Here is a 20,766-nt window from a genome sequence, read left to right as displayed (position 1 = left end):
ATCAGGCCGCCGCCCAGGTGCCTTCAGGGCTGCGGCAGGCGGTACCGCGGGCGGTCTTGAGGTCACCATTGACGGTGACCGTGTGGGAAAAGCCGCGGCATTCCCGGCCTTTCTGGTTATAGGCCGGGCCAGCAACAATGTTGCCATAGCGTCCCGACGTGGCGTTGCGCCAGGGCACCGGCGCGCCGGGTGCACCGCGGTCGAGGGCGGCGATCTGGGCCTCGTAGGCCAGCCGGCGGTCCTCGTCGTTGAGCTGGGCGCCGAGTTTGGCGCCGATCAGCCCGCCAAAGGCGGCATTGGTCACAGCCGCCGCTGCGTTTTCCTCGGACAGGCCAACGGCCGACTTGGTGCTGCTGTAGGCCCGGGCGATCGTATCGGTGCCGAGGCCCAACCCGCCGTCCGACGTCGTCACGTCGCAACCACCCAGCGTCAGCGCGACGGCGGCAACACAGAAGGCGTTGAACTTGACCATGGACCGCAGACCCCGAACGCAAACCGGAACACAGGAAACGTCAAAGACGTTACGAACGGGATAATTCGGGCGACAACGGGGCGCAACATGGCCGGAACTCAGACACCCGGCAACACCAGTTCGGCCCGCAGCCCGCCGATCGGCGCCTTGCCGAGCGTCAGGCTACCGCCATAGAGCGCGGCCAGATCGACCACGATGGACAGACCCAGACCTGACCCCGGCTTGGTCTCGTCGAGCCGCTGGCCGCGGCGCGCGACCTGGGCGCGCTCGGTATCGGACAACCCGCGCCCGTCGTCATCGACGATGATCCGCAGCTTCGACGCCGGATCGGCACCGCCGGTGCGCTCGACCTGCACGCCGATGGTGACATGGGAGTCCGCCCATTTGCAGGCGTTGTCGACGAGGTTACCGACCATCTCCTCGATGTCCTGTTTTTCGCCACGGAATTTCGCCGCGGCATCGGCCTCAAGGTCGATGGTGATGCCGCGGTCCCGGTGAATCTTCTGCATTGTCCGGCACAGCGCCTCCAGCGCCGGCGCGACATCGGTGACGGTGCCGACGATGGTGACACGCGCAGCGATCCGCGCACGCTCGAGATGATGCGTCACCTGATCGCGCATCACATCGGCCTGCTCCAGCACCTTGCTCGCAAAGGGGTCGATGCCACGGCTGTTCGCCTCGTTGACGATGACCGACAGTGGCGTCTTGATCGCGTGGGCGAGATTGCCAACATGGGTGCGCGCGCGTTCAACGATGGCGCGGTTGGCATCAAGCAGCGCGTTCATCTCGCCCGCCAGAGGTGAGATCTCGACAGGGAATGTGCCCTCCAGCCGCTCGGCACGGCCGGACCGGATATCGGCAATGGCATCCGACATGCGCTTCAGCGGCGCGAGGCCGAAGCGGACCTGGAAGATCGTGGTGAGCACGAGCACGATCGAGAGGGCAGCGAATGTGCCGCCAAGATAATAGTCGAAGGTGCGGGTTTCCTCGAAAATCTCGGTGGCGTCGCCGGCAACGCTGATGCGGAATTTGCCGTCGGCGCCGAGATCGACGGGACGCTCCACCATGCGCAGGCGCTGCTCTTCCGGCCCATCCACATAGCCCTGGCGGATCCCCGACGCCGTGAGCTCGACGCCCTGGTCTTCGAGCTTGGGCAGCTTCTTGTCCCACAGCGAGCGCGAGGCCCGCATCTCGGTCTTCGCGCCTTCGGTGGGCGCGATTTCCCAGTACCAGCCCGACAGCGGCAGTTCGAACAACGGCTCACCGAGCGACGGCGTGTCGTGATCGGGCGCGTCCGGCGGATTGGCGACTTCCGCCACCAGGGTGCGGAGATAGAGATTGAGGCGGCGATCGAAGGCGCGCTCGGTGGCGCTGCGATAGACCGAGGACAGGACGATGCCGGTGATCAAGAGGATGACCACCACCCAGGCCGTCGCCGACAGAAACAGCCGCGTTGCGAGCGAGCTGTTGCGCATCAGCGCATGATCCCGGAGATGATCACGGCTGCGGCGGCGTGAGCAGATAGCCGAGGCCGCGCACGGTCTGGATGATATCGACGTCGAGCTTCTTGCGGATACGGCCGACGAACACCTCGATGGTGTTGCTGTCACGATCGAAATCCTGATCGTAGAGATGCTCGACCAGTTCGGTGCGCGAGATCACGCGGCCGGTATGGTGCATCAGATAGGACAGCAGCCGGTATTCGTGTGATGTCATCTTGATCGGATTGCCGGAAACGCTGACGCGGCCGGTGCGGGTATCCAGCGACACGGGTCCGCAAGTGAGTTCGGACTGGGCGTGGCCGGTGGAGCGGCGCAATAGCGCGCGGATGCGGGCCAGCACCTCTTCGAGGTGGAACGGTTTAGCGACGTAATCGTCGGCGCCGGCATCGAAGCCCTGCACCTTGTCGCTCCAGCGGTCGCGCGCGGTGAGGATCAAGACCGGCATGATGCGGTTGTTGCGGCGCCAGGCTTCCAGCACCGAAATGCCGTCCATCTTCGGCAGGCCGATATCGAGCACCACGGCGTCATAGGGCTCGCTGTCGCCGAGGAAGTGCCCCTCCTCGCCATCGAAGGCGCGATCGACGACATAGCCGGCATCGGTCAGCGCCGTGGTGAGCTGACGGTTGAGATCGGGATCATCTTCGACAACAAGCAGGCGCAAATGACTTCTCCGCGTTCACAATCCGAATTGATGCCCGGACGCGTGAACACTCCATGAATGGCGACGGCCGCCAACCTTACTTTTTCTTCACACCGTCTTTGACCAGAACCGCCTTGACCAGCTTTTCGACCATGCCGGGCGAATCCTGCCCGGTCAGTGCACTGACCTTTTCGCGGGTGCGGCCGCTGATATAGACGCCTAGCACGCCGAACCGGAACCCCCAATAGGTCACCAGGAGCGCTGTGGCGTTGACCAGCGCGTTGATGGTCTGGATGTCCCCGGTCCAGAATTCGTGCATCAGCACACACCAGAGCGCGGCGCATTCTACCGTCAATTCCAGCGCGTAGGCCGGCCGCCACCAGCGCTGCAGCGGATCGTCGCTGGCGATCTCGGCGCGGATCGTGGTCTGGGTTTCGCTGATCGCCGCGCGCTGAGTCTCCGCCTCGGCGCGGATCATGTCAGCCCAATGCGCCTCGGCTTCAGCCAGCCTGGCCGGATCGGCCGCGGGGAGCGCCGCCTGCACCGCCGCCGGTGTCAGCGTCACCGAGCCCACCGCCTTGGCGAGGATTTCGCCGGCCACACCACCGAGCGGACCGCCCAATGCCGTCCCCAGCATCGGCGCGCCCAGCGCAATCACCTGTTTGGCAAGGTCACCCCAGTCCATGGTCATGTCCTCCGGAAGGCCGCGACAAGCGCGGCAATGAAAGCGGAAAGATTGGTAGGCTTATTGGTGGGTTTGGCTGCCGGCAGTTCGGGCACCAGCGGCGGCGATGCGATCACGGGCGGTAGCCCCACGGACGGCGCGGTCGCCAGCGACACATCGCGCAGCGCAGTCTTCCATTTCGCCAGCCACGCCTTCCGCTCGGCGAGCCCCACGGTGCCGCCATTGAGCCGCCGGGTAACGCCAACGACATCGTCGTATCCAGCAAATGGCAGGCAGCCGCAATTGATGAAATCCGACACAGCGCAAGTGAGGAAGTAACGCGGATCGATCAGGTAGTCGGGATGCTTGACCACATCGATCCCCGTGGCCTTCCTGACCCGCTCATAACCTTCGCGGCCCGTCGTCTGCGATCCGCCCCGGCCGCGGAAATTCCAGCCGTCGTCGGAACCGACGGCATTGCCCATGCGGCCGTTATAGACCTTGTTGGCGAGCGCCCGCGGATTGCCGGCATAAGGTGCGGCACTCGCCATGGTGGGAAACCGCGACGGCCAGACCTGCATCATGCGCCCGGCGCTGTAGTTCATGTTCTCGACGACGTCGCGCCCTGCTCCGCATTCGTGTGATATCTGCGCCATTACATGCGCGGCGAGCAAAGGCGTGGCGATGCTGTAACGCGCAAACACAGCCTCGGACGATTGCACCATACCCGACAGCAATCCGGGCACGCGGCTATCGCCCTGCGGCCAGAGACGCCGCAAGGTTGTTTCATCGAGCTTCATGATGATGATCCTGTAAGAGAGCGAGATCCTCGCCTTCGCGCAACTAGGCGATGCGGTGGCCGTAGAAGCCGTTCTGCGCGGCGGCGATATAGCCGTCGTTGGTCTCCATCGCGGCCCAGACCGAAATGGCATCGCCGGCGGCGAGCTTGAGCAGCGCATGGCCGCTCAGCATCGTCCGGTTGCTGATGAGCGCCGACGACGTCTGCACGCGCGTGTCGTCGAGCAGCTCGACGCCGTTCTTGTACATGGCCGCCGTCAGCGTGGTTGGCACCGCCGCATTGGCCTTGAACATCACGCGGAAGCCGAGCGCATAGATGCCGGCGACCGGTGCGACGAACTGGTTGGTCGCGGGATCGAAAACGCTCTGGTCGTTATGCCCCGTATTGTTGAACTGAACCTTGGTGAAGGTGTTCGCCGCGCAATATTTGTCGAAGTTCAAATAAGCGAGAAATTTCGGGGACTGCTCGAAACTGACCTGCCCGCTCGTCTTGTCGACTACCAGCGCGGTCCGATAGGTCACGCCATCGGCGGAGACCTTGATCGAGAGATCGTCGCTGCCCAGCAAGCCGATCAGGGCGCGCGGTGAATAGTTCGACTGCAATGTGAAGCCGACATCCTTCGTTGCATTCAGCTTGTTGAACGTCACCCGCAGGTCGCCGCTGCCGGGTGTTACATCGTCATGCGACAGCAGCACGGCATCGGACTTGACGCTGAAGCGGTTGCTGCTGTCGGCCGCTGTGTTGACGCCGAGATGGTCGATATTGTCGAGCGCAAGATTGCGCAGATCGCGCCACAGCGCGCCGTCGAACACCATCATCACGTCATCGGCGATCGACCAGACGCACCAGCCGGCTTTCGGGACAAGAAAAGCCCAGGCGCCGTCCTGCCATGTGGCGATGGCCAGCGCATGGCCGCTCCAGGCCCCTGACGCCCCGGCCGCCACGATATGCCGTGCGCCCTCGGCCGGCGACGCCGGCGGTACGGTTCGCGTCACATCGAGTACCGAGATCTGGATCGCCGCGTCGAGAATGCGCAGCGCCTCGTTGTGGGTGACGTGTTTCTGCGCCTGCCCGCCATCGATGAAGGGCAGTCCGAGATTCGGCGTGTCGGTCATGTCTACGGTCTCGCGCTCTCAGCCGTCATTTCGAGCGCAGCGAAGCAATCCAGAAAACCAAGAGCTGGATTGCTTCGTCGCTATGCTCCTCGCAATGACGATCACAATGAAATTATACCCTCGGTCGCATGCCCGGCACCGACGGTGCCGGAGAGCTGCGCCACGCGCAGATGCAGGCTCAGCTGCGGTGCGTCGAAATCCGCGAGTTCGTCGGCCACCGCATAAAGCGCTTGCGATGTGGTGCAGGCGATGCTGCGGATGACCGACGTGCCGGACAAAATCTCGAGCCGGTATGCCTCGCCGTCTTCGCCGAGGGGCACTTCGGCATTCCAGCCATCGCCATCGAGACGCGTTCGCCTGATCCATGAGATGTGAATGCCGTCGCTCTTGCGCGCGGCCTTCACATGCGCGGGCGCCAGCGGCAGCAGCGCACTGCGATCCGGCGTCAGCACCAGCGCGACGGCTGAGGCATCGTCATGGCTGCGGCCATTGCCGACGACGCGCAGCGACAATGGTCGTTCGAGTGCGTCGAGTCCCCGTGCGATCGGCACCAGGCTTCTGTCGAGCATCACGAACGGCGCACCAACCGGCAATAGCGCTGCCATCGCGGATTCCGACCCCGCCTGCCCGCGCAGCAGCCGCGACAGCTTATAGGTGTTGGCCTCGACCAGTTCGGCATTGGCGAACTGGATGATCTCCCAGTCTCCCTCCGCATTCCGCAGTGCTGCGGAATTTCTGCCGCCGAGCACCCGCGCGTCGGACAATGACGCCAGCGCGCCGCCATGGAGCTTCACGCGGCATGTGCTGGCATTGTCCCATCGTGCGGTCGGTCCGGCCGGCAGCGCATCCAGTGTCTCGCCGATCACCGCAGGCGTCGCCGCGACCGCAGCGACCTGGAAACTCGCGCCGTCCTTCGATTGCCAGATCACCACCGAGCCCGGCCATGGATTGGCGAAGACAGCGAGCCGCGTCAGCACGTCGGTATTGCCACTGTCAATGACAGGCAGATTCAGCGCGAGTACCTGCACCGGCCCGAGCGCCGCCGGCACCGGCGGCAGCTTGATCTCGGGCGCCAGCAGCGGCACGGCAAACACGTCGGGAGCGATACTGCGCGCCGTCACCTGCCGCGCCTGCGTATCGACGAGCCCGCTGATCTCGAACAGCCGTCGCCTTTCGTTGAGCGTCAGCGCGATCACGTCGCCCGGCGCCAGTGCCAGCGCATTCATGCCGACCGCGAACTCCGCGCGCTCGCGCCCCGCCCACAGATCCTGCAACCAGACCTCGGCGCGCTGCGTCGCTGCCGTATCGCTGGTGATGACGGCAAGGTCCGCATGCAGCATCCGGCTGGCGCCGCCGGTGAGTTTGCGCGATGTGACTGCCGAGCGCCGATAATCGGTCAGCGCATCGCTGAAGCCGATGCTGACCTGACGGGGCAATTCGGTCTCCTGTGCGCGCACCAGCCGCGCCAGCGCGCCGTCATCCGGCGCCACCAGATCGTCTTCGGTGAATTCCGCCACGGGCGCACTGCCGCGCGGGATGAAGCGCAAGGTGCCATCGGCCGCTGTCGCATCGAAGGCATAGGCCACCGACAGCGGCTCGATCATCGCCCGCGGCGCCATCGGCCGGTCCACGACATAACCATCGCAGCCGCCCAATAATGCCGAGGCATCGATCCCCGTCACGCCTGCATCAACAGCAAGCCTGTCGACCAGCGCATCCAGCGGCGCGCCGCCGAGCCGGCCGTTCAGCCAGTGGCCGGTATGCCAGTTGGTACCATCGCCCCAGATGTCATCGGCAGCCGGAAAGATCGGATAAGGCCGGGAATCCCAGGTCCAGACGTGAATAGCCGATACATCGATCATCCGCCCGCCATAGACAGGCGACACCGGATTCTCCGCGTCGCTGGCGCCGAAGGCGGGATCGAAGGCGGAGATCAATGCTTCCAGATGGCGCCGCTGCATCAGGTCGTCGCGGGCGCCGCTGGAGAAATACGGCGCAAAGTTCTCCGACGATTTCGGATCGGGAAACACGCTGGGCTGATTGGCGCCCTTGTCGACGGCGGGACAGCCGATTTCCGTCAGCCAGATCGGCTTGCTGCGCGCGACCCATGCCGTCGAACTGCCGAGTTCGGCATGGCCGACGCGCTCGTGATGCGCATTGCCCCACCAATTCCAGAGATCCTTGACGCGATGGATCCACGGCTTGCCGAGACCATCTGATATCGCGACGCGCGCCTGCGCGTCGCGCGCGGCGTCGTTCGGATAGTACCAGTCATAGGCCTCGCCGCCCGCCACATTGCTGCGCAGATAGGCGCGATCATAAATCGTGTCGGAGAGATCGCGATCAAGATGATCGGCTTCATCGCGCCAGTCGGATAGTGGCGCATAGTAATCGATCCCGACTGCGTCGATCGCAGCCCAGGCCCAGAGCGGATCGAGCGGAAAACGGATCTCCGACGCGTCACTGGTTGCGACATGCGCGCCGTATTCCGTCCAGTCGGCGCCATAGGTCACGACCGTGCCGCCCCCGACGATCGCCTTCACGTCGGCTGCGAGCGCCATCAGTTGAGCGACAGCGGGATAGACGCCAGGTGCCGAGCGCACGCGCGTCAGCCCGGGCAGTTCCGAGCCTATCAGGAAGCCATCGACGCCGCCGGCAAGCGATACGAGCTGCGCATAATGCAGCACCATATGGCGATAGTTCCAGACACCTCCGGCGAAGAAGTTGTCGACCTGCGCGCCGGCTGTTGCGGTGCCATCGGGCGAGCCCGGCTGGCCCGGTGCGGGATCGCAGGTAATGCGGCCGCGCCAGGGATAGGCTGGTTGCGCGCCCGCCCCGCTCCACGCATCGGGCAGGCCGTTGCCATCAGGCACATCCATCATCACGAACGGATAGAACGTGATCTTCAGCCCGCGCGCTTTCAGCTCGCCGATCAGATGCACGACGCTCTCATCCGACGGCGTACCGCCGAATGCCGCGCGTCCGTCGATTTGCGACACCACATAGGCGGAGGGTCGCGTGACGCCTGCCACCGACCACGTCAGCGGACTGGTGGTCTTGGCGGGATTGTCGATGCCCGGCCGCACCACGCAGTGGTCGGCGCGCAGATCAGAACCGAACCACGCCACGACAATGGCGACGCGCTGCAGGTTCGGGCACAGGCCCTGCAGATCGTCCAGCGCCGCCACCACATCGGACCGCGCCGAGCCGTGATGGCGGTTCTCCGGGGCGGATTGTCCGGGGCCGAGCAGCTGCACCACCGTGGACGGCTCATAGCCGAATTCGGTGGTGCCGGGGATCAGCGTCACCGCGCGCACCATCGCTTCGAGCAGGCCGATCGGGCGGATGATCTCGAAGGACAGTTGTGGAATCCGGTTGCCGAAACTCGCCAGCGGTAAGCGCTCGAACACGACATAAGCCAGCCCGCGATAGGCCGGCGCGTTACCCGCGCCTTCCTTCGCGACGATCAACCCGTCCGGCATCTGGTCTTCGGTGCCGCGATAGACGCGAAAATTGATACCCTCGAGATCGAGTGGCTTGCCGTCAGCCCAGATCCGCCCGACGCGGCCGATCACGCCGTCGCAAAGCCCCACCGCGAAATTCGCGAAGTAACTATAGGTCGTCGTCGTTGTCGTCGGGCCGCCGCCCAGACCCTTGCCGCCGTCCGTCGGCACCGTCCCCGACGTCCCGACTTCCTCCAGTGGTGTTGCCCAGATCACCTGCCCGCTCAGCCGCGCACGGCCATAGACGCGCGGGACCGGCGCGCCCTCGGTGGACGCCATCACATCGAGATCGGCGAGTTGCGGCCCGCTAGTGGCCTGATCGTTTGAGCCGAATAGCGCGCTATCGATCGCACCGCCAAGCGCCGCGCCGGCGAGCTGGCCCGCGATTGCACCGATCGGCCCGAACATTCCGCCGATGGCGCCGCCGGCCGTCGAGAGAACCAGTTGCGACATCAGCTCACTCCGGGAAAGCGGAACGCATAGGCCAGACGACGACGCCACCAGGGTGTCAGGGCGACCTCGCAGACGGCCGCGCCGTCATGGGCGTGGATCATCGTGCCCTCGCCGCTGGCAATGGCCGCGTGTTTGGCCACATAACCGTCGCGCCAGCGAAACAGTAGGACATGGCCGGCACCGCAATCATCCAGCGCGACAGGCACGAGATGACGCAACGCCGCCTGCGCGAGCGACTCCTCAGCCCGCGCCTCGGCCCAGTCCGGCGCATAAGGCGGCGGTGCTTCCGGCTCGTCGCCGATGCAGTTGCGCCAGACGCCGCGCACGAGGCCGAGGCAATCGCATCCGACGCCCTTGAGCGACGCCTGGTGCTGATAGCGCGTGCCAATCCAGCTCCGCGCCTCGGAAACGAGGACCATAGGCGTGAGCGTTTCGATCATCACGTGAACTCCATCGCGTCAGCGATTGCGCGACGCGCCACATCGTCATCCGGCACGCGTATTGCATCGACACATCTTGTGATGCTGGCTCATCCGATCGCATGACGCTCCGCTTTGCGCGTCCCTGCTAGCAGAACGCTCGATGCCCCCGGCTTCACCGCGGGACACAATGCACGAGCAAGAGGAAACGAGATCGATGACACATGTTGGGAAGTGCTTCTGCGGCGCAGTTGAACTGGAAGCGGATGGTGCCCCGGAAGCGATGGGATATTGCCACTGCAGTTCATGCCGTTCGTGGTCCGGCGGTCCGGTCAATGCCTTCAGCCTGTGGAAGCCGAGTGCCGTCCGGATCACTGCGGGCGCCAAGCATGTTGCAAGCTTCCAGAAGACACCGCTCAGCCAGCGCCAATATTGCAGCAAATGTGGTGGGCACCTGCTGACCAATCATCCGACGTTCGGTCTGGTCGATGTCTTTGCGGCGACCATCCCGACACTTCGTTTCGAACCCGGTGTCCACGTCAATTATGCCGAGACCGTGCTGCCGATGAAGGACGGCCTGCCAAAGTTGAAGGACTTTCCGGCGGAGCTCGGCGGCTCCGGCGAGGCCGTCGCTGAATAGACGTCACGCGCGAGGTCCCATGAACGATCACATGAATTGCAAAGTGAAATGCAGACTGTTCGGGGCGGCGCTCATCGCCGCCCTCGCCGCGCTGACGCATCCGGCCGCGGCTCAGGTGCCGTCCGAAATTGCCGAGCCGGATGCCACGATCGTCGCGATCTATCACGCGGAGGGCGCGCAGGTGTATGAGTGCATGGCCGCCTCCGACGGCAAGCTTGCCTGGACCTTCCGCGAGCCGATCGCCACGCTGCTGTCCGATGGACTGACCGTCGGCCGCCATTATGCGGGCCCGCACTGGCAACTCACCGATGGCAGCACGCTGGGCGGCAAAGCGGTTGGCCGCGCACCAGGTAAAACCGCGAGCGATATCCCGTGGCTCAAATTGACGGTGACTAACCGGCATGGCGACGGCAAGCTCGCAATGGTCGACGTGATCCAGCGCATCAACACGAAAGGCGGCGTTGCCGCCGGCCCCTGCGATGATGCCGGCCAGTTTCTCAGCGTGCCCTATTCGGCAGACTACGCATTCCTGCACAAGGATTGAGTGTTCCGCATCAGTTGAATTTGGCTCAAATGACGGCGCCGCAGCGCCGTCATTTTGCTATCAAAAACCGATCGGCGCACGTCCGCGATTTTCGATTTATTCCGCGTATCATCCGGAAAATATTTCGCGCGCTGAAACACAGCTTCCGCGCGTTTGGCAACGACATCGCCGCCGGAACCACATAGCTTTCCAATCACGCATCGTCGGTGTGCCGGCACAGGCACGCATGCAAAGGTGCATGCTCACCTTCCCGAGAGATAGTTGCAAATGACGTCAGTGACTCCGCTCTGGCCGATGGCCGCCCGGCTCGCATCGCCTGATCTCGCAGAAGGCGCAGAACAGCTCAGCGATCTGATCGGCTGCATCTACGACACCGTCCTCGACTCGTCGTCCTGGACGAATGCGATCGAGCGCGCGATGCAATTCGTCGGCGGTGTCGGCGCCAGCCTCTATACCAAGAATGCAGCCATGCCGTCGGGGCATATTCTCCACGTGGTCGGCATTTCCGCGGACTATCAAAGCTCCTATTTCGACAAATATGTTGCGCTCGATCCCACCACGACCGTGCAGTTCTTCGCAGAGCTCGATGAACCGATCGGGATCGAGGACATCCTGCCTTACGCGGAGTTCAGGGAAACCCGCTTCTACAAGGAATGGGTGCAGCCGCAGGGACTGGCGGATTGCATCAATTCGGTGCTCGACAAGTCCATCACCAATGTCGCCATGTTCGGCGTGTTCCGGCATGAACGTGACGGCGTCGCGGATGAGCGCGCACGTCACCGGATGCGGCTGATCGCGCCGCATATCCGCCGCGCCGTGATGATCGGACGCATGTTCGATCTGAAAGCCGCCGAGGCCGCGACGCTGGCGGATACGCTGGACGGGCTGAGCGTCGGCCTGTTCCTCGTCGATTCGGCTGCGCGCATCGTTCATGCCAACTTTGCTGGCCATGCCATGCTCGATGCAGCGGACGTCCTGCGCGCCTCCTCCGGCCGCCTCAGCGCTCGCGACAGCCAGGCCGATCGCGCCTTGCGGGAGGCCCTCGCCGTCGCCGGTGAAGGCGACAGCGCGCTCGGCACCCGCGGAATCGCCATGCCGCTCGTCGGCAGCACTGGCGAACGATACGTCGCGCATCTCCTGCCGCTGACATCGGGAGCACGGCGACAGGCCGGTCTGGTCTATTCGGCCACGGCGGCCTTGTTCGTGCGCAAGGCGGATATCGACGCCACCTCGCCGCCCGAACTCATCGGCAAGACATTCCAGTTCACACCGTCAGAACTTCGCGTCCTACTGGCGATCGTCCAGGTCGGCGGCGTGCCGGAGGTCGCTGCAGCGCTCGGCGTCGCCGAAACGACGATCAAGACGCATCTCAGCCGTCTGTTCTACAAAACCGGAACCCGGCGGCAGGCGGATCTGGTCAAGCTGTTCGCCGGCTATGCGACGCGCGTGGTCGGGTAGACGCCAGATAATTTGCCGCGAGTATGTCGTATCGCGTTCGCTCACCAGACGATGCGGAAGCCGCCAGTGCCCTTGTAGCTGCGGTTCGCCGCCGCGTCCTCAAGACTCGCGCTATAGGAGACCTCGCCGAACACGGCGTAGCGACCGTTGGCCCAGCTATAGGTGCCGCCGCCGCCGATGCTGCCCCACAGCCGGTCTTGCGCGCTGGCGAAGCCGGTGCCGGCGACATCGACACGGGTGCCGTCGAGGAACTCGTAGCGCAGGTTGCCGATGCCGTAGATATCCGAGCGCACGATGCCTGCGCCGTCGTTCCAGGTCTTCTGGTGGTTGAGCGCAAGGCCGACGCGGCCGAGCAGGCTGTCGCCGTCGCGCAGCGACACCGGCGCGCCGAACCGATCGGTGAAGCGATCGAACTCGGCCTTCGAATAGGACAGCTGCGCCTGCGGCGTCAGCGACCAGCCGTTGCCGACAAAGAACCGCTTGCCGGTTTCAGCGCTGAAGGCATAGCCCACCCCTTCGTTGCCGTGGGTCATGCTGCCGGCCAGCACCGAGGAGAGATCGCTGCGGTAGAACATCGATTGCGCCTGGCCGTCGACATAGAAGCCGTTGTCGCCGAACCATGTCAGCGTGCCGCCGACACCCGAACCTTCGACGCGGATCCGGCCATTGCCGAAGGCCGATGCGATATTGGCGGTTGTCAGGCCATATTGCCCGGTGAGACCGACGATCAGCCTTCCGCGCTCGTTCTCCATCAGCAGACCGTCGAGGCCCGCCTGCACTTTCAGCTGGTCGGCCTTATAGGTGGAGCCTGTCGTGGTCGAGGGCTGCAAATTGGATTGGCCGCCTTCGATGCGGCCCCAGAACGCCGTTGGCGTCGGCGACGCCTCGCCTGGCGCCAGTGCGACACCGGCGCGCGCCATGGCGTCGCTGCCGCCCCAATAGCGATTGCCGACGCGCTGCTGCATGGTCGGCAGTTCGTTCATGCCGAGTAGCACCTGCGCATAGTTTTCGTAAAGCGGAACGCCGGGCTGATAGAGCGGACCGGGAGGCGCCGAGACCGGCGGATTGATCAGGCTCGAACGCAGATACCAGTCGCCATCGGTCGGCGTGCTGACGCCGTTCTTCTGCAGCGTATAGGCATAGGCGCCGCCGACCACCGCCTGCTGGCCCTGGATCACATAATCGCCGAGCAGCGAGAACGCGCCGTTCGATGCGCCGCCGACATCGATGATCTTGATGCCTTCGACGGTTTGAGCGCCGCTGCCGCCGAGATTGATCACCCGCACATTGGTGCTGCCCGCGGTGTTGCCGGTGACGACAAGCCGATCGGTCGGCGAGGCATCGCCACCGAGCACGGATTCGATCTGCAGCGTTCCGCCGTTGCCGGTGTAGTTGCCGGCGACAGTGAGCGTTCCGATGGAATTGCCGGGCGCGACGATGCCTGCGTTCGACGTGTCGCAGACCGTGCCGGTGCCTTGCAGCGTGCCGCCGGCCAACACAGTCATGGCGCCGCAGACGCTGCCGTTGACGCTGAGCGTGCCGCCGCTCACCGTGGTGCCACCGGTATAGGTGTTGACACCGGAAAGGGTCTGCATGCCGCCGCTGAGCGTCAGTCCGCCGGTGCCGGAGATGACGCCGGAGAACAGATCGTTCGCATTCGTGATGGTCAGGTTCTTTGCGCCAAGCGTGACGGCGCCGCTTCCCGCCAGGCTCTGAATGTTTGTGCCCGCCGCAGTAATGGCCGAGATATTGAAGGTTCCGTCCGCAATGACTTTGCTCGAATTGGCAATGTCGCCGGCGCCCTGAAGGAAGAGCGTGCTGCCGGCCTGGACCCACGTCTGGCCGGAATAAAGGCTGTTCGCCAGCAAGTTGAAAACGCCGCCGCCCGTCACGATCAAGCCACCGGCGCCAGTGAACCCGGACGTCGCGTCGGTCCCCACATTGAAGCCGTTGGTATCGATGGTCAGTCCGCCCGCGAGAAGGTTCAGCTCGGTGCCGGAAAATGCGACGATGAAGGCAATGGGAGCGCTACTCTTGGCACGCAAAATGGCATTGTCGAAATTGACCTGCGAGGGGCCGACGCCGCTGCCGGTCAGGGTGCGGGTCTCCAGCGTGCCGCCGCTATTGATGTTGAGCGTGCCGGAAGACCCGGTGCCGCTGCCCACTCTAGTGCCGGAGGATGCTGATGCGGATACTTTCGCCCCGTTTTCAATGTTGAGCGTGCCATTTCCCGCAAAGCCAAGAACAAGTTGTCCGTTGGTAACCAGCCATTGCGATCCAGGCCCGGTGACAGTCACTATGCCGTTGCTTCCGCCCCCTTGTCCGAGCCGCACGTTGGCGCCGGTGCTGGTCAGCGTGCTGCCGTTCTGAATGGTCAGATTGCCCGTCACGCCGATCACACCGACGGAGATGTTTCCGGTCGTTCCGGCCGCCGCGCCGCCGACACCGAGCACCGTCGGATTTGGCGACGTCGTGCCGATGTTGACGGCAACGCCGACGGGGACCGCGCCGCCCTGCCAGTTGCTCCCGACCATCCAGTCGTTGTTTGTGCTTCCGGTCCAGTTGACTTGAGCCGCGGCCGATCCGGCAGAGAGAACCGTGAGCGCCATCGCCGAGGCGCTCGCCAAAAGCAAGCGAAGCAATCGCGTTCGGGCGCTGCTGGATCGAGATCGCCGGGTGCGATCCGGGCTTTTGTAGCGTGTGTCATCCGACTGTCGTCCGATCGTCGCAAATCCGATGCATTCGCGCATGCGTTATTCCACTTCGATCGAATCCACACCGTTCGAGGATGCGGATGTTTGTTGTCGTGCAGTCCGCGAAGGACACTTGCGAAGCTAGATGAGCCGCAACAATCGGACAATAATCGAAGCGTGTTCACGCTGAACAAACGCGCGGCCTGTGCCGTTTGCGCAACGAAAGACGCTTAACAAAGTCTTTCGAGATCGAATCCGGTTGGCACATCGCAAGCTCGATCTATCAGTGCGTGCGCTCGTTCGATGTCTCTCGCGTCGGAACGTGGCAACGCACGCAACAGACGAATGTGAACGCGTATCGGTCGTTCGTAGGACGCTTGATATCACTGCTCCATCGATGATGAGCCACGACAAGCGCGTCTCTCATTCGGATGGACCATCGATGGCATTACTCGAACGTCTGCTCTACGCCGCCGCAATCGCGTGCTTCGTGATCGTTCACTACGTCGCCCTGCAACGAATCGATGCCATCGCATCACATGCGACCCACACGCCATCCGTCACGCTGCAGGGGACGGATTGATCGCGATCATCCCCCACCCATCCCCGGCGTCGGGTCACTCATGACGAAATCGTTGCCGGGAATATCGGGGAAGTCGCGGAAATTATCGACATTGCCGATACACCAGGAAGCTGTTCAGGGCCGGAGAGCGACCGACGAGGCCCTGATCGGCGTCGCCGCCCGCGCCTTGCCCCAGCGGTTCATGGAAGCGACGGTGTTATCGACGCTAGCTCCGGACGAGATCGCGGCCTTGTTGCTCGAGCCAGTCGCAGAACACGGCGATATGTGGATCGGTCCGTCGCGCTTCCGGCAGATAGGCGAAGTAGCTTCGCGCCGAGAGACTGATGTCCGGAAACGGCGTCATCAATCGCCCGGCCGCGAGATCATCGGCGACCAAAGCGGTCGGACCCATCGCCACGCCGAGTCCGTCGATCGCTGCCTGTATGGTCAGATAGAAATGATCGAAGGTCAGGGATGCCTCTGGGCGAAGGGCGGGCTCTCCGGCCTCAGCCAGCCAGTCCCGCCACAGCCGCGCCATCGAGGAGACGTGAAGCAGCGTATGGTGCGACAGATCGCGGATATCGGTCAGCGGCGCCCGATCCAGGATGGTCGGACTACACACCGGCAGCCGCCGCTCCCCGAACAGGAAACGCGAGGTGTAACCGGGAAAAGCGTCCGGGCCACCTCTGATCACGACATCGAACGGCTCTGCCAGAGCGTCGATCGTCTCATTCGACGTGCTCAAGCGTACCTCGATGTCGGGATGCTCTGCACGAAAAGCGCCCATGCGTCGCAACAGCCATCGCAGACTGAAAGTTGCGAGGGCGTTCACATGCAGCACGATGGATGGCGCGTCATGCCGTCTGGTTCGATGCTGCTGCACGGCAGCCGAAATACGATCGAGCGCCGGTCCGAATTCGGTGAGCAGCGCTGCGCCGGCAGGCGTCAGCACGACCCGGCGCACCGAACGCCGAAACAGCGCCGGAGCACCGAGCCAGTCTTCCAGTAGCCGGATCTGCTGACTGACGGCGCCGTGGGTCACGCTGAGTTCAACGGCCGCCTCCTTCAGACTGCCGAGGCGGGCGGCGGCTTCGAAGGCGCGGACCGCATTCAGCGGCGGCAGACTACGGCGCGGGACAAAGGTGGACATACTTGAGAATTTCTAACCCATGATCTGAGTATTACTGATTTGTGACAGTCTGAAGTCTAGTTCAGAGTGACTTTAGCAGCGCTTTGCACGCCAGACACCAGCTCTGGCGCACCAACCTTCAGATTTTCTGCGATTGCAGTGCGTGCGCCGGAAGACCCAAGAAACAGCACATGACCCACCACGAGACCACGACCACTATGGCTCCTGCAAACCGGACGCGCGCCGCGCGAACGCTTGCGCTGACCGGGCTCAACCACGCTTTGCACGACGGCTTCACGGACGCGATCTATGTATTGCTGCCGATCTGGCAGACCGAATTTGCGCTGAGCTATAGCGTCCTTGCGATCTTTCGCGGTCTTTATTCCGGCACCATGGCATGTCTGCAGATGCCGGCAGGGCATCTGGCAGAGCGGATCGATGCCAAACTCATTCTCTGCTGCGGCACGGCGCTATCGGCGTTGGGCTACGCTCTCGCGGGCATCTCCGGTGGCATCATCGGACTGAGCTTTGCGCTCGCATTGGCAGGCGCAGGCTCGAGCACACAACACCCTCTGGCGTCCGCCGCCGTTTCACGGGCTTATGGGCGCGCTGCGCGCAGGCCGCTCGGTATCTACAATTTCACAGGCGATCTCGGAAAGGCGGCCATCCCGGCGCTGATGTCTCTGCTGCTTGTCACCATCGCCTGGCGCCATGCCGTATTTGCGCTCGCTATCGCCGGCATCGCCGTGTCTGTCGCCATGGCAGTGTGGATGCCGGCCGTGGGCATGGGGCATGCAGCAGATGCGAAGGAACGATCCAGCAAGACCGGTCGAAGTCGGGGCGGATTCTATTGGCTCTTGGCGATCGGAATGCTCGATAGCGCCGTCAGAATGGGCTTTCTCACCTTTCTGCCATTTCTCCTGATTGCAAAAGGAGCCTCGCTTCCCACCAGCGGTTTTGCTCTGGCACTTCTCTTCGTCGGCGGAGCCGCCGGCAAGTTCGCTTGCGGCTGGCTTGGCGACAGGATCGGCACCCGGCGCACCGTTCTCTTCACCGAGGCTGCCACTGCGCTTCTGATCCTCGGTGTTTTGGTCCTGCCACTCATCCCGGTCATGGTGATTCTGCCGGCGCTGGGGGTGATGCTCAACGGCACGTCATCGGTGCTGTATGGAACGGTCCCCGAACTGACCCCGCCCCATCGCACTGCGCGTGCCTTCGCCCTGTTTTATACCGGCACCATCGGCGCGGGTGCCGGTGCCCCGGTTCTCTATGGTTTTCTGGGCGACGCGTTCGGACCTGCAATGGCAACGGCCGCGACCGCAATGACGGCGCTGGCGATCTGCCCGTTCATGATCCCACTCTCAAGACATCTGAGCGATGACGTCGAAATCAATTTGGCATCGCACTCATCCGGACAGCCCTAGATTATTATTTCACCATCACATGAAGGTTCGTTAGATGGATACAGTCTCGCAGACGCCGCTCATTCTGATAACGGGTGGAAGTCGCGGCGTAGGCGCCGCGACGGCGCGGCTTGCTGCCACGCAAGGTTACGATGTGGCGATCAGCTTCGTCTCCAACGAGTCTGCCGCCCTTGCGGTGGCGGCTGATGTCGAAGCTGCAGGGCGCCGGGCTTTGCCGGTCCGCGCCGATAGTGCGGATCCAGAGCAGGTCGCTCAATTATTCGCTGCAATCGACCGAAAGTTCGGCCGGATCGATGTGCTGGTGAACAACGCCGCGATGCTTGCGCGGCAGTCCCGGCTGGAGGATCTTGGATTCGAGCGGATGCAGCGCATCTTCGCGGTTAACGCGATCGGCCCGATCCTCTGTGCCCAACAAGCGGTGAAGCGGATGTCGTATCGCCACAACGGGCGGGGCGGTTCCGTGATCAACATCTCGTCGGCTTCGGCCCGGCTCGGCAGCCCCGGCGAATATGTCGACTACGCTGCATCGAAGGGCGCCGTCGAGACATTCACGACCGGCTTCGCCAAGGAAGTCGCGCGGGATGGGATACGCGTCAACTGCATTCGCCCGGGGCACATCTACACTGACATGCATGCCAGCGGCGGAGAGCCGGGACGAGTGGATCGCGTCAAGGACTCGATCCCGATGGGCAGAGGCGGTCAGCCTGAAGAGGTTGCGCGGGCGATCCTGTGGCTGGCAAGTGCCGAGGCTTCCTTCGTTACCGGCACGTTCCTCGATGTCACTGGCGGCAAGTGAGCAACAACGTACAGCGCCAGGCCCTGCCCGAAACGCCCTCCTGATCGAAACCGAAACTTCTCCAGAATAATTGCAGGCGACATTCGCGGTGAGCTCGCGCATATGTCGCAGCCGGCCGTGACGGTGAATGCATCGCTGGCTGCTATCGGCTCCGCCATGGCTTGCCACAGCGACAGCCGCGCCTGGCCCGGCGTGACACGATGCTGTTTGATCTCGATGGCGAGCCCGGCATTGGCGCCGCTGGGAGAATTACTTCACGCCGTTACCAGATAGTGATTCTGTATCATAAGGAATCCACCAGGCTCTACCTCCAATCCCACCAGCCACATCTGCCTTGCGGCCTTCAATCTTGTTCGGCGCAACACCAGCCAGAACCTGCATTACGTCATTTATAACCCACGCGGAGCATCGATAGTATTGGTGCCTGTGATGCGTTTTTCCGTCGTCGCCATAAGTAGTGGCAACATCGCTGCAATCCACTGTGGTAACGGTTTTGGGAAGTAGTTCAAGAGAACGTGGCTTTCCAAGTCCCAATGGAGTCCACGAGTTCACCGCATTACTGAGGGTCAGCGCTAGATCGCCGCCAGCGTAGTAAGTCGTGACACGTTTGGCCAGCTTCACAAGCGGAGCCAATTGGTCCGATTTCGAAAGCGCATTATCTGGCACATCGGATGCCGCAAGAACCGCGCCTTCAAACAAGTTTTCTGTGATCTCCTTTGGTGTTTTTTCGCGGATGATTTGCATCGCTGCACTAAGTGCGCGGTTGCCCATGGAATGAGCTACGAGATTCAGCCGCGGCTTCTGAGCAGAGGATGCCGTGTTTAAAGATACGAGCAGCTTTGTCAGCACATCAGCGACGAAGGTGCCGGATTTTTGTGCTTTTGTTTGGTCGGATCTATATGGCTTTAGGCCAAACTGACCATTAGAAGGCCATGAAATGCAGTAGCACTCCACCGCGCCATATGCGTCTGCAATTTGGGCTGCGCTGTGCAGTGCGCTGATAAATGTCGAATTGAAGCCAGGAATTAGAATTGTCCCGAACTCTGATCCAGTCTTTCTCAGTTTTTGGGCAGTAGCGCGATCACGAGCGAATGAGACAATATCGTTTGGCTGAGGAGCTTTCGCTTTTCCGGATTGCGTAGGCTCATCCAGAACAAGCGTAGTGTGATCAGGATACCAACCTGTATCTGGCTTATTGGACTGCTGGACGACGTTAATCGATCCAGTGATGTATCGCTTGCCGTCGCTCCCAAAGAAATCAGAACCAAATATTTCGAGGTTGTTAACCCGATTGCGGTTCGTCGCAAAACGAACCCGAATTGATCTTTGCACAAGCGTCTCCCTAATCTATGAAAATTTCACAATAACTACCTAAGCTATGGTCTTAAGCCCAAAGAAAGAAAACCGGACTTCCTCGATCACGCGCGATTGCCACGGGCACCATACGTTTTTTGGGAGAAAGCTGCCGCCGACATCTGCCAAATGCGCTTCGACATCTAAAATGGATGCATCGCAAACTTCAGTAGTTGTCTCGAAGAATTCTATTGTCGGTGGATCGAGATGCCAGCTCCACGGTGCATTATAGAGCCGGGTCTCTTTCACGATCCTGCCCATCACGGACTTGGCAGCTAGTTTACCAGATACGAAGCCCCGTGCTTCCTTTACGAGTGCCTCCGTCTCTAACTGGATGACAAACGACTTGTGAATGCTTTGTTGATAGCAACGGAAGTATGCCATTGGAAAATGCCTCGATGAAAAATATTCCCGAACTAAAATGAAACTCGTTCGCAATATCCATCAAGGCTGACAGAACTCATTCCGATTTACAATAAGGTCTTGAGTCTTTCATGCAGGGCGGGCTTGGATTGAGCGCTTTAGTACCCGGACTCATAGTTGAGTGATACGGCGGCCTTTGAAGGGGCGTTGGCGGACTTTCTTCTTTGTCCAGACGAA

The 20,766-nt window shown here is 62.6% G+C and carries 18 protein-coding genes and 1 pseudogene; 6 read left to right on the top strand and 13 right to left on the bottom strand.

Going from position 1 to position 20,766, the window contains the following annotated elements; translation table 11 throughout:
* Position 1: 1 nt before the first annotated feature.
* The 8 genes from AB8B02_RS07290 to AB8B02_RS07255 all read right to left on the bottom strand — a co-directional run bounded on the left by AB8B02_RS07290 (position 2) and on the right by AB8B02_RS07255 (position 9,588).
* Positions 2–472, bottom strand: a complete 471-nt coding sequence (locus AB8B02_RS07290; protein ID WP_439063560.1) for an RT0821/Lpp0805 family surface protein — start codon at positions 470–472, stop codon at positions 2–4.
* A 98-nt stretch (positions 473–570) separates the two neighbouring features.
* Positions 571–1,947 carry a sensor histidine kinase gene (locus AB8B02_RS07285; protein WP_439063559.1) on the bottom strand — a complete coding sequence of 459 codons (1,377 nt, stop codon included), beginning with the start codon at positions 1,945–1,947 and terminating at the stop codon, positions 571–573.
* A gap of 22 nt (positions 1,948–1,969) precedes the next feature.
* A complete protein-coding gene (locus tag AB8B02_RS07280) occupies positions 1,970–2,635 on the bottom strand; it encodes a response regulator transcription factor (RefSeq protein WP_089267078.1) in 666 nt (221 codons plus the stop codon).
* A gap of 76 nt (positions 2,636–2,711) precedes the next feature.
* Entirely contained in the window at positions 2,712–3,299 is a 588-nt protein-coding gene (locus AB8B02_RS07275) for a 3TM-type holin (protein WP_439063558.1), read from the bottom strand.
* A 2-nt stretch (positions 3,300–3,301) separates the two neighbouring features.
* Complete coding sequence (locus AB8B02_RS07270) at positions 3,302–4,078, bottom strand: glycoside hydrolase family 19 protein (RefSeq protein ID WP_439063557.1); 777 nt, start codon at positions 4,076–4,078, stop codon at positions 3,302–3,304.
* Between the two features lie 43 nt (positions 4,079–4,121).
* Positions 4,122–5,192 (bottom strand): DUF2793 domain-containing protein, encoded by a 1,071-nt coding sequence (locus tag AB8B02_RS07265; RefSeq protein ID WP_439063556.1) that lies wholly within the window; start codon positions 5,190–5,192, stop codon positions 4,122–4,124.
* A 101-nt stretch (positions 5,193–5,293) separates the two neighbouring features.
* Positions 5,294–9,148 carry a baseplate multidomain protein megatron gene (locus AB8B02_RS07260; RefSeq protein WP_439063555.1) on the bottom strand — a complete coding sequence of 1,285 codons (3,855 nt, stop codon included), beginning with the start codon at positions 9,146–9,148 and terminating at the stop codon, positions 5,294–5,296.
* A complete protein-coding gene (locus AB8B02_RS07255; RefSeq protein WP_439063554.1) occupies positions 9,148–9,588 on the bottom strand; it encodes an NlpC/P60 family protein in 441 nt (146 codons plus the stop codon). The genes AB8B02_RS07260 and AB8B02_RS07255 overlap by 1 nt, the downstream gene beginning before the upstream one ends.
* A 196-nt stretch (positions 9,589–9,784) precedes the next feature.
* Here AB8B02_RS07255 and AB8B02_RS07250 point away from each other — a divergent pair, with 196 nt between their 5' ends.
* The 3 genes from AB8B02_RS07250 to AB8B02_RS07240 all read left to right on the top strand — a co-directional run bounded on the left by AB8B02_RS07250 (position 9,785) and on the right by AB8B02_RS07240 (position 12,209).
* Positions 9,785–10,207, top strand: a complete 423-nt coding sequence (locus tag AB8B02_RS07250; RefSeq protein ID WP_439063553.1) for a GFA family protein — start codon at positions 9,785–9,787, stop codon at positions 10,205–10,207.
* 19 nt (positions 10,208–10,226) lie between these two features.
* Positions 10,227–10,751 (top strand): DUF3455 domain-containing protein, encoded by a 525-nt coding sequence (locus AB8B02_RS07245; protein WP_439063552.1) that lies wholly within the window; start codon positions 10,227–10,229, stop codon positions 10,749–10,751.
* A 267-nt stretch (positions 10,752–11,018) separates the two neighbouring features.
* Positions 11,019–12,209: a helix-turn-helix transcriptional regulator gene (locus tag AB8B02_RS07240; RefSeq protein ID WP_439063551.1), complete on the top strand. Its 1,191-nt coding sequence runs from the start codon at positions 11,019–11,021 to the stop codon at positions 12,207–12,209.
* Between the two features lie 41 nt (positions 12,210–12,250).
* On the opposite strand, the gene AB8B02_RS07235 is transcribed toward AB8B02_RS07240, so the two are convergent.
* Complete coding sequence (locus tag AB8B02_RS07235; RefSeq protein ID WP_439063550.1) at positions 12,251–14,818, bottom strand: autotransporter family protein; 2,568 nt, start codon at positions 14,816–14,818, stop codon at positions 12,251–12,253.
* A 526-nt stretch (positions 14,819–15,344) separates the two neighbouring features.
* On the opposite strand from AB8B02_RS07235, the gene AB8B02_RS07230 reads away from it, so the two are divergent.
* Positions 15,345–15,485, top strand: coding sequence for a hypothetical protein (locus AB8B02_RS07230; protein ID WP_439063549.1), 141 nt, complete (start codon positions 15,345–15,347; stop codon positions 15,483–15,485).
* 205 nt (positions 15,486–15,690) lie between these two features.
* Here the strand turns inward: AB8B02_RS07230 and AB8B02_RS07225 are convergent, their stop codons facing one another.
* The gene (locus AB8B02_RS07225; RefSeq protein WP_231081004.1) at positions 15,691–16,614 is read right to left on the bottom strand and encodes a LysR substrate-binding domain-containing protein; all 924 of its coding nucleotides are present in this window, start codon (positions 16,612–16,614) and stop codon (positions 15,691–15,693) included.
* Positions 16,615–16,784: 170 nt separating this feature from the next.
* On the opposite strand from AB8B02_RS07225, the gene AB8B02_RS07220 reads away from it, so the two are divergent.
* Together AB8B02_RS07220 and AB8B02_RS07215 are read left to right on the top strand one after the other, a co-directional pair.
* On the top strand, positions 16,785–18,017 hold the full coding sequence (locus AB8B02_RS07220; protein ID WP_439063548.1) for an MFS transporter: 1,233 nt from the start codon (positions 16,785–16,787) through the stop codon (positions 18,015–18,017).
* A gap of 34 nt (positions 18,018–18,051) precedes the next feature.
* Positions 18,052–18,813 carry an SDR family oxidoreductase gene (locus AB8B02_RS07215; RefSeq protein ID WP_439063547.1) on the top strand — a complete coding sequence of 254 codons (762 nt, stop codon included), beginning with the start codon at positions 18,052–18,054 and terminating at the stop codon, positions 18,811–18,813.
* 104 nt (positions 18,814–18,917) lie between these two features.
* Here the strand turns inward: AB8B02_RS07215 and AB8B02_RS07210 are convergent.
* The 3 genes and pseudogenes from AB8B02_RS07210 to AB8B02_RS07200 all read right to left on the bottom strand — a co-directional run.
* Positions 18,918–19,055, bottom strand: a pseudogene (locus AB8B02_RS07210) (phage BR0599 family protein); the annotation flags it as partial.
* A gap of 7 nt (positions 19,056–19,062) precedes the next feature.
* Entirely contained in the window at positions 19,063–20,145 is a 1,083-nt protein-coding gene (locus tag AB8B02_RS07205; protein ID WP_439063546.1) for an alpha/beta hydrolase, read from the bottom strand.
* A 39-nt stretch (positions 20,146–20,184) separates the two neighbouring features.
* Entirely contained in the window at positions 20,185–20,550 is a 366-nt protein-coding gene (locus tag AB8B02_RS07200; RefSeq protein WP_309944700.1) for a BP74-related protein, read from the bottom strand.
* Positions 20,551–20,766: the final 216 nt, after the last annotated feature.

It is taken from the genome of Tardiphaga sp. 862_B3_N4_1 (assembly GCF_051811085.1).
Lineage (GTDB): Bacteria > Pseudomonadota > Alphaproteobacteria > Rhizobiales > Xanthobacteraceae > Tardiphaga > Tardiphaga robiniae.
The sequence above is the reverse complement of the archived record's forward strand: the minus strand, read 5'-3'. Positions and strand labels throughout refer to the sequence as shown.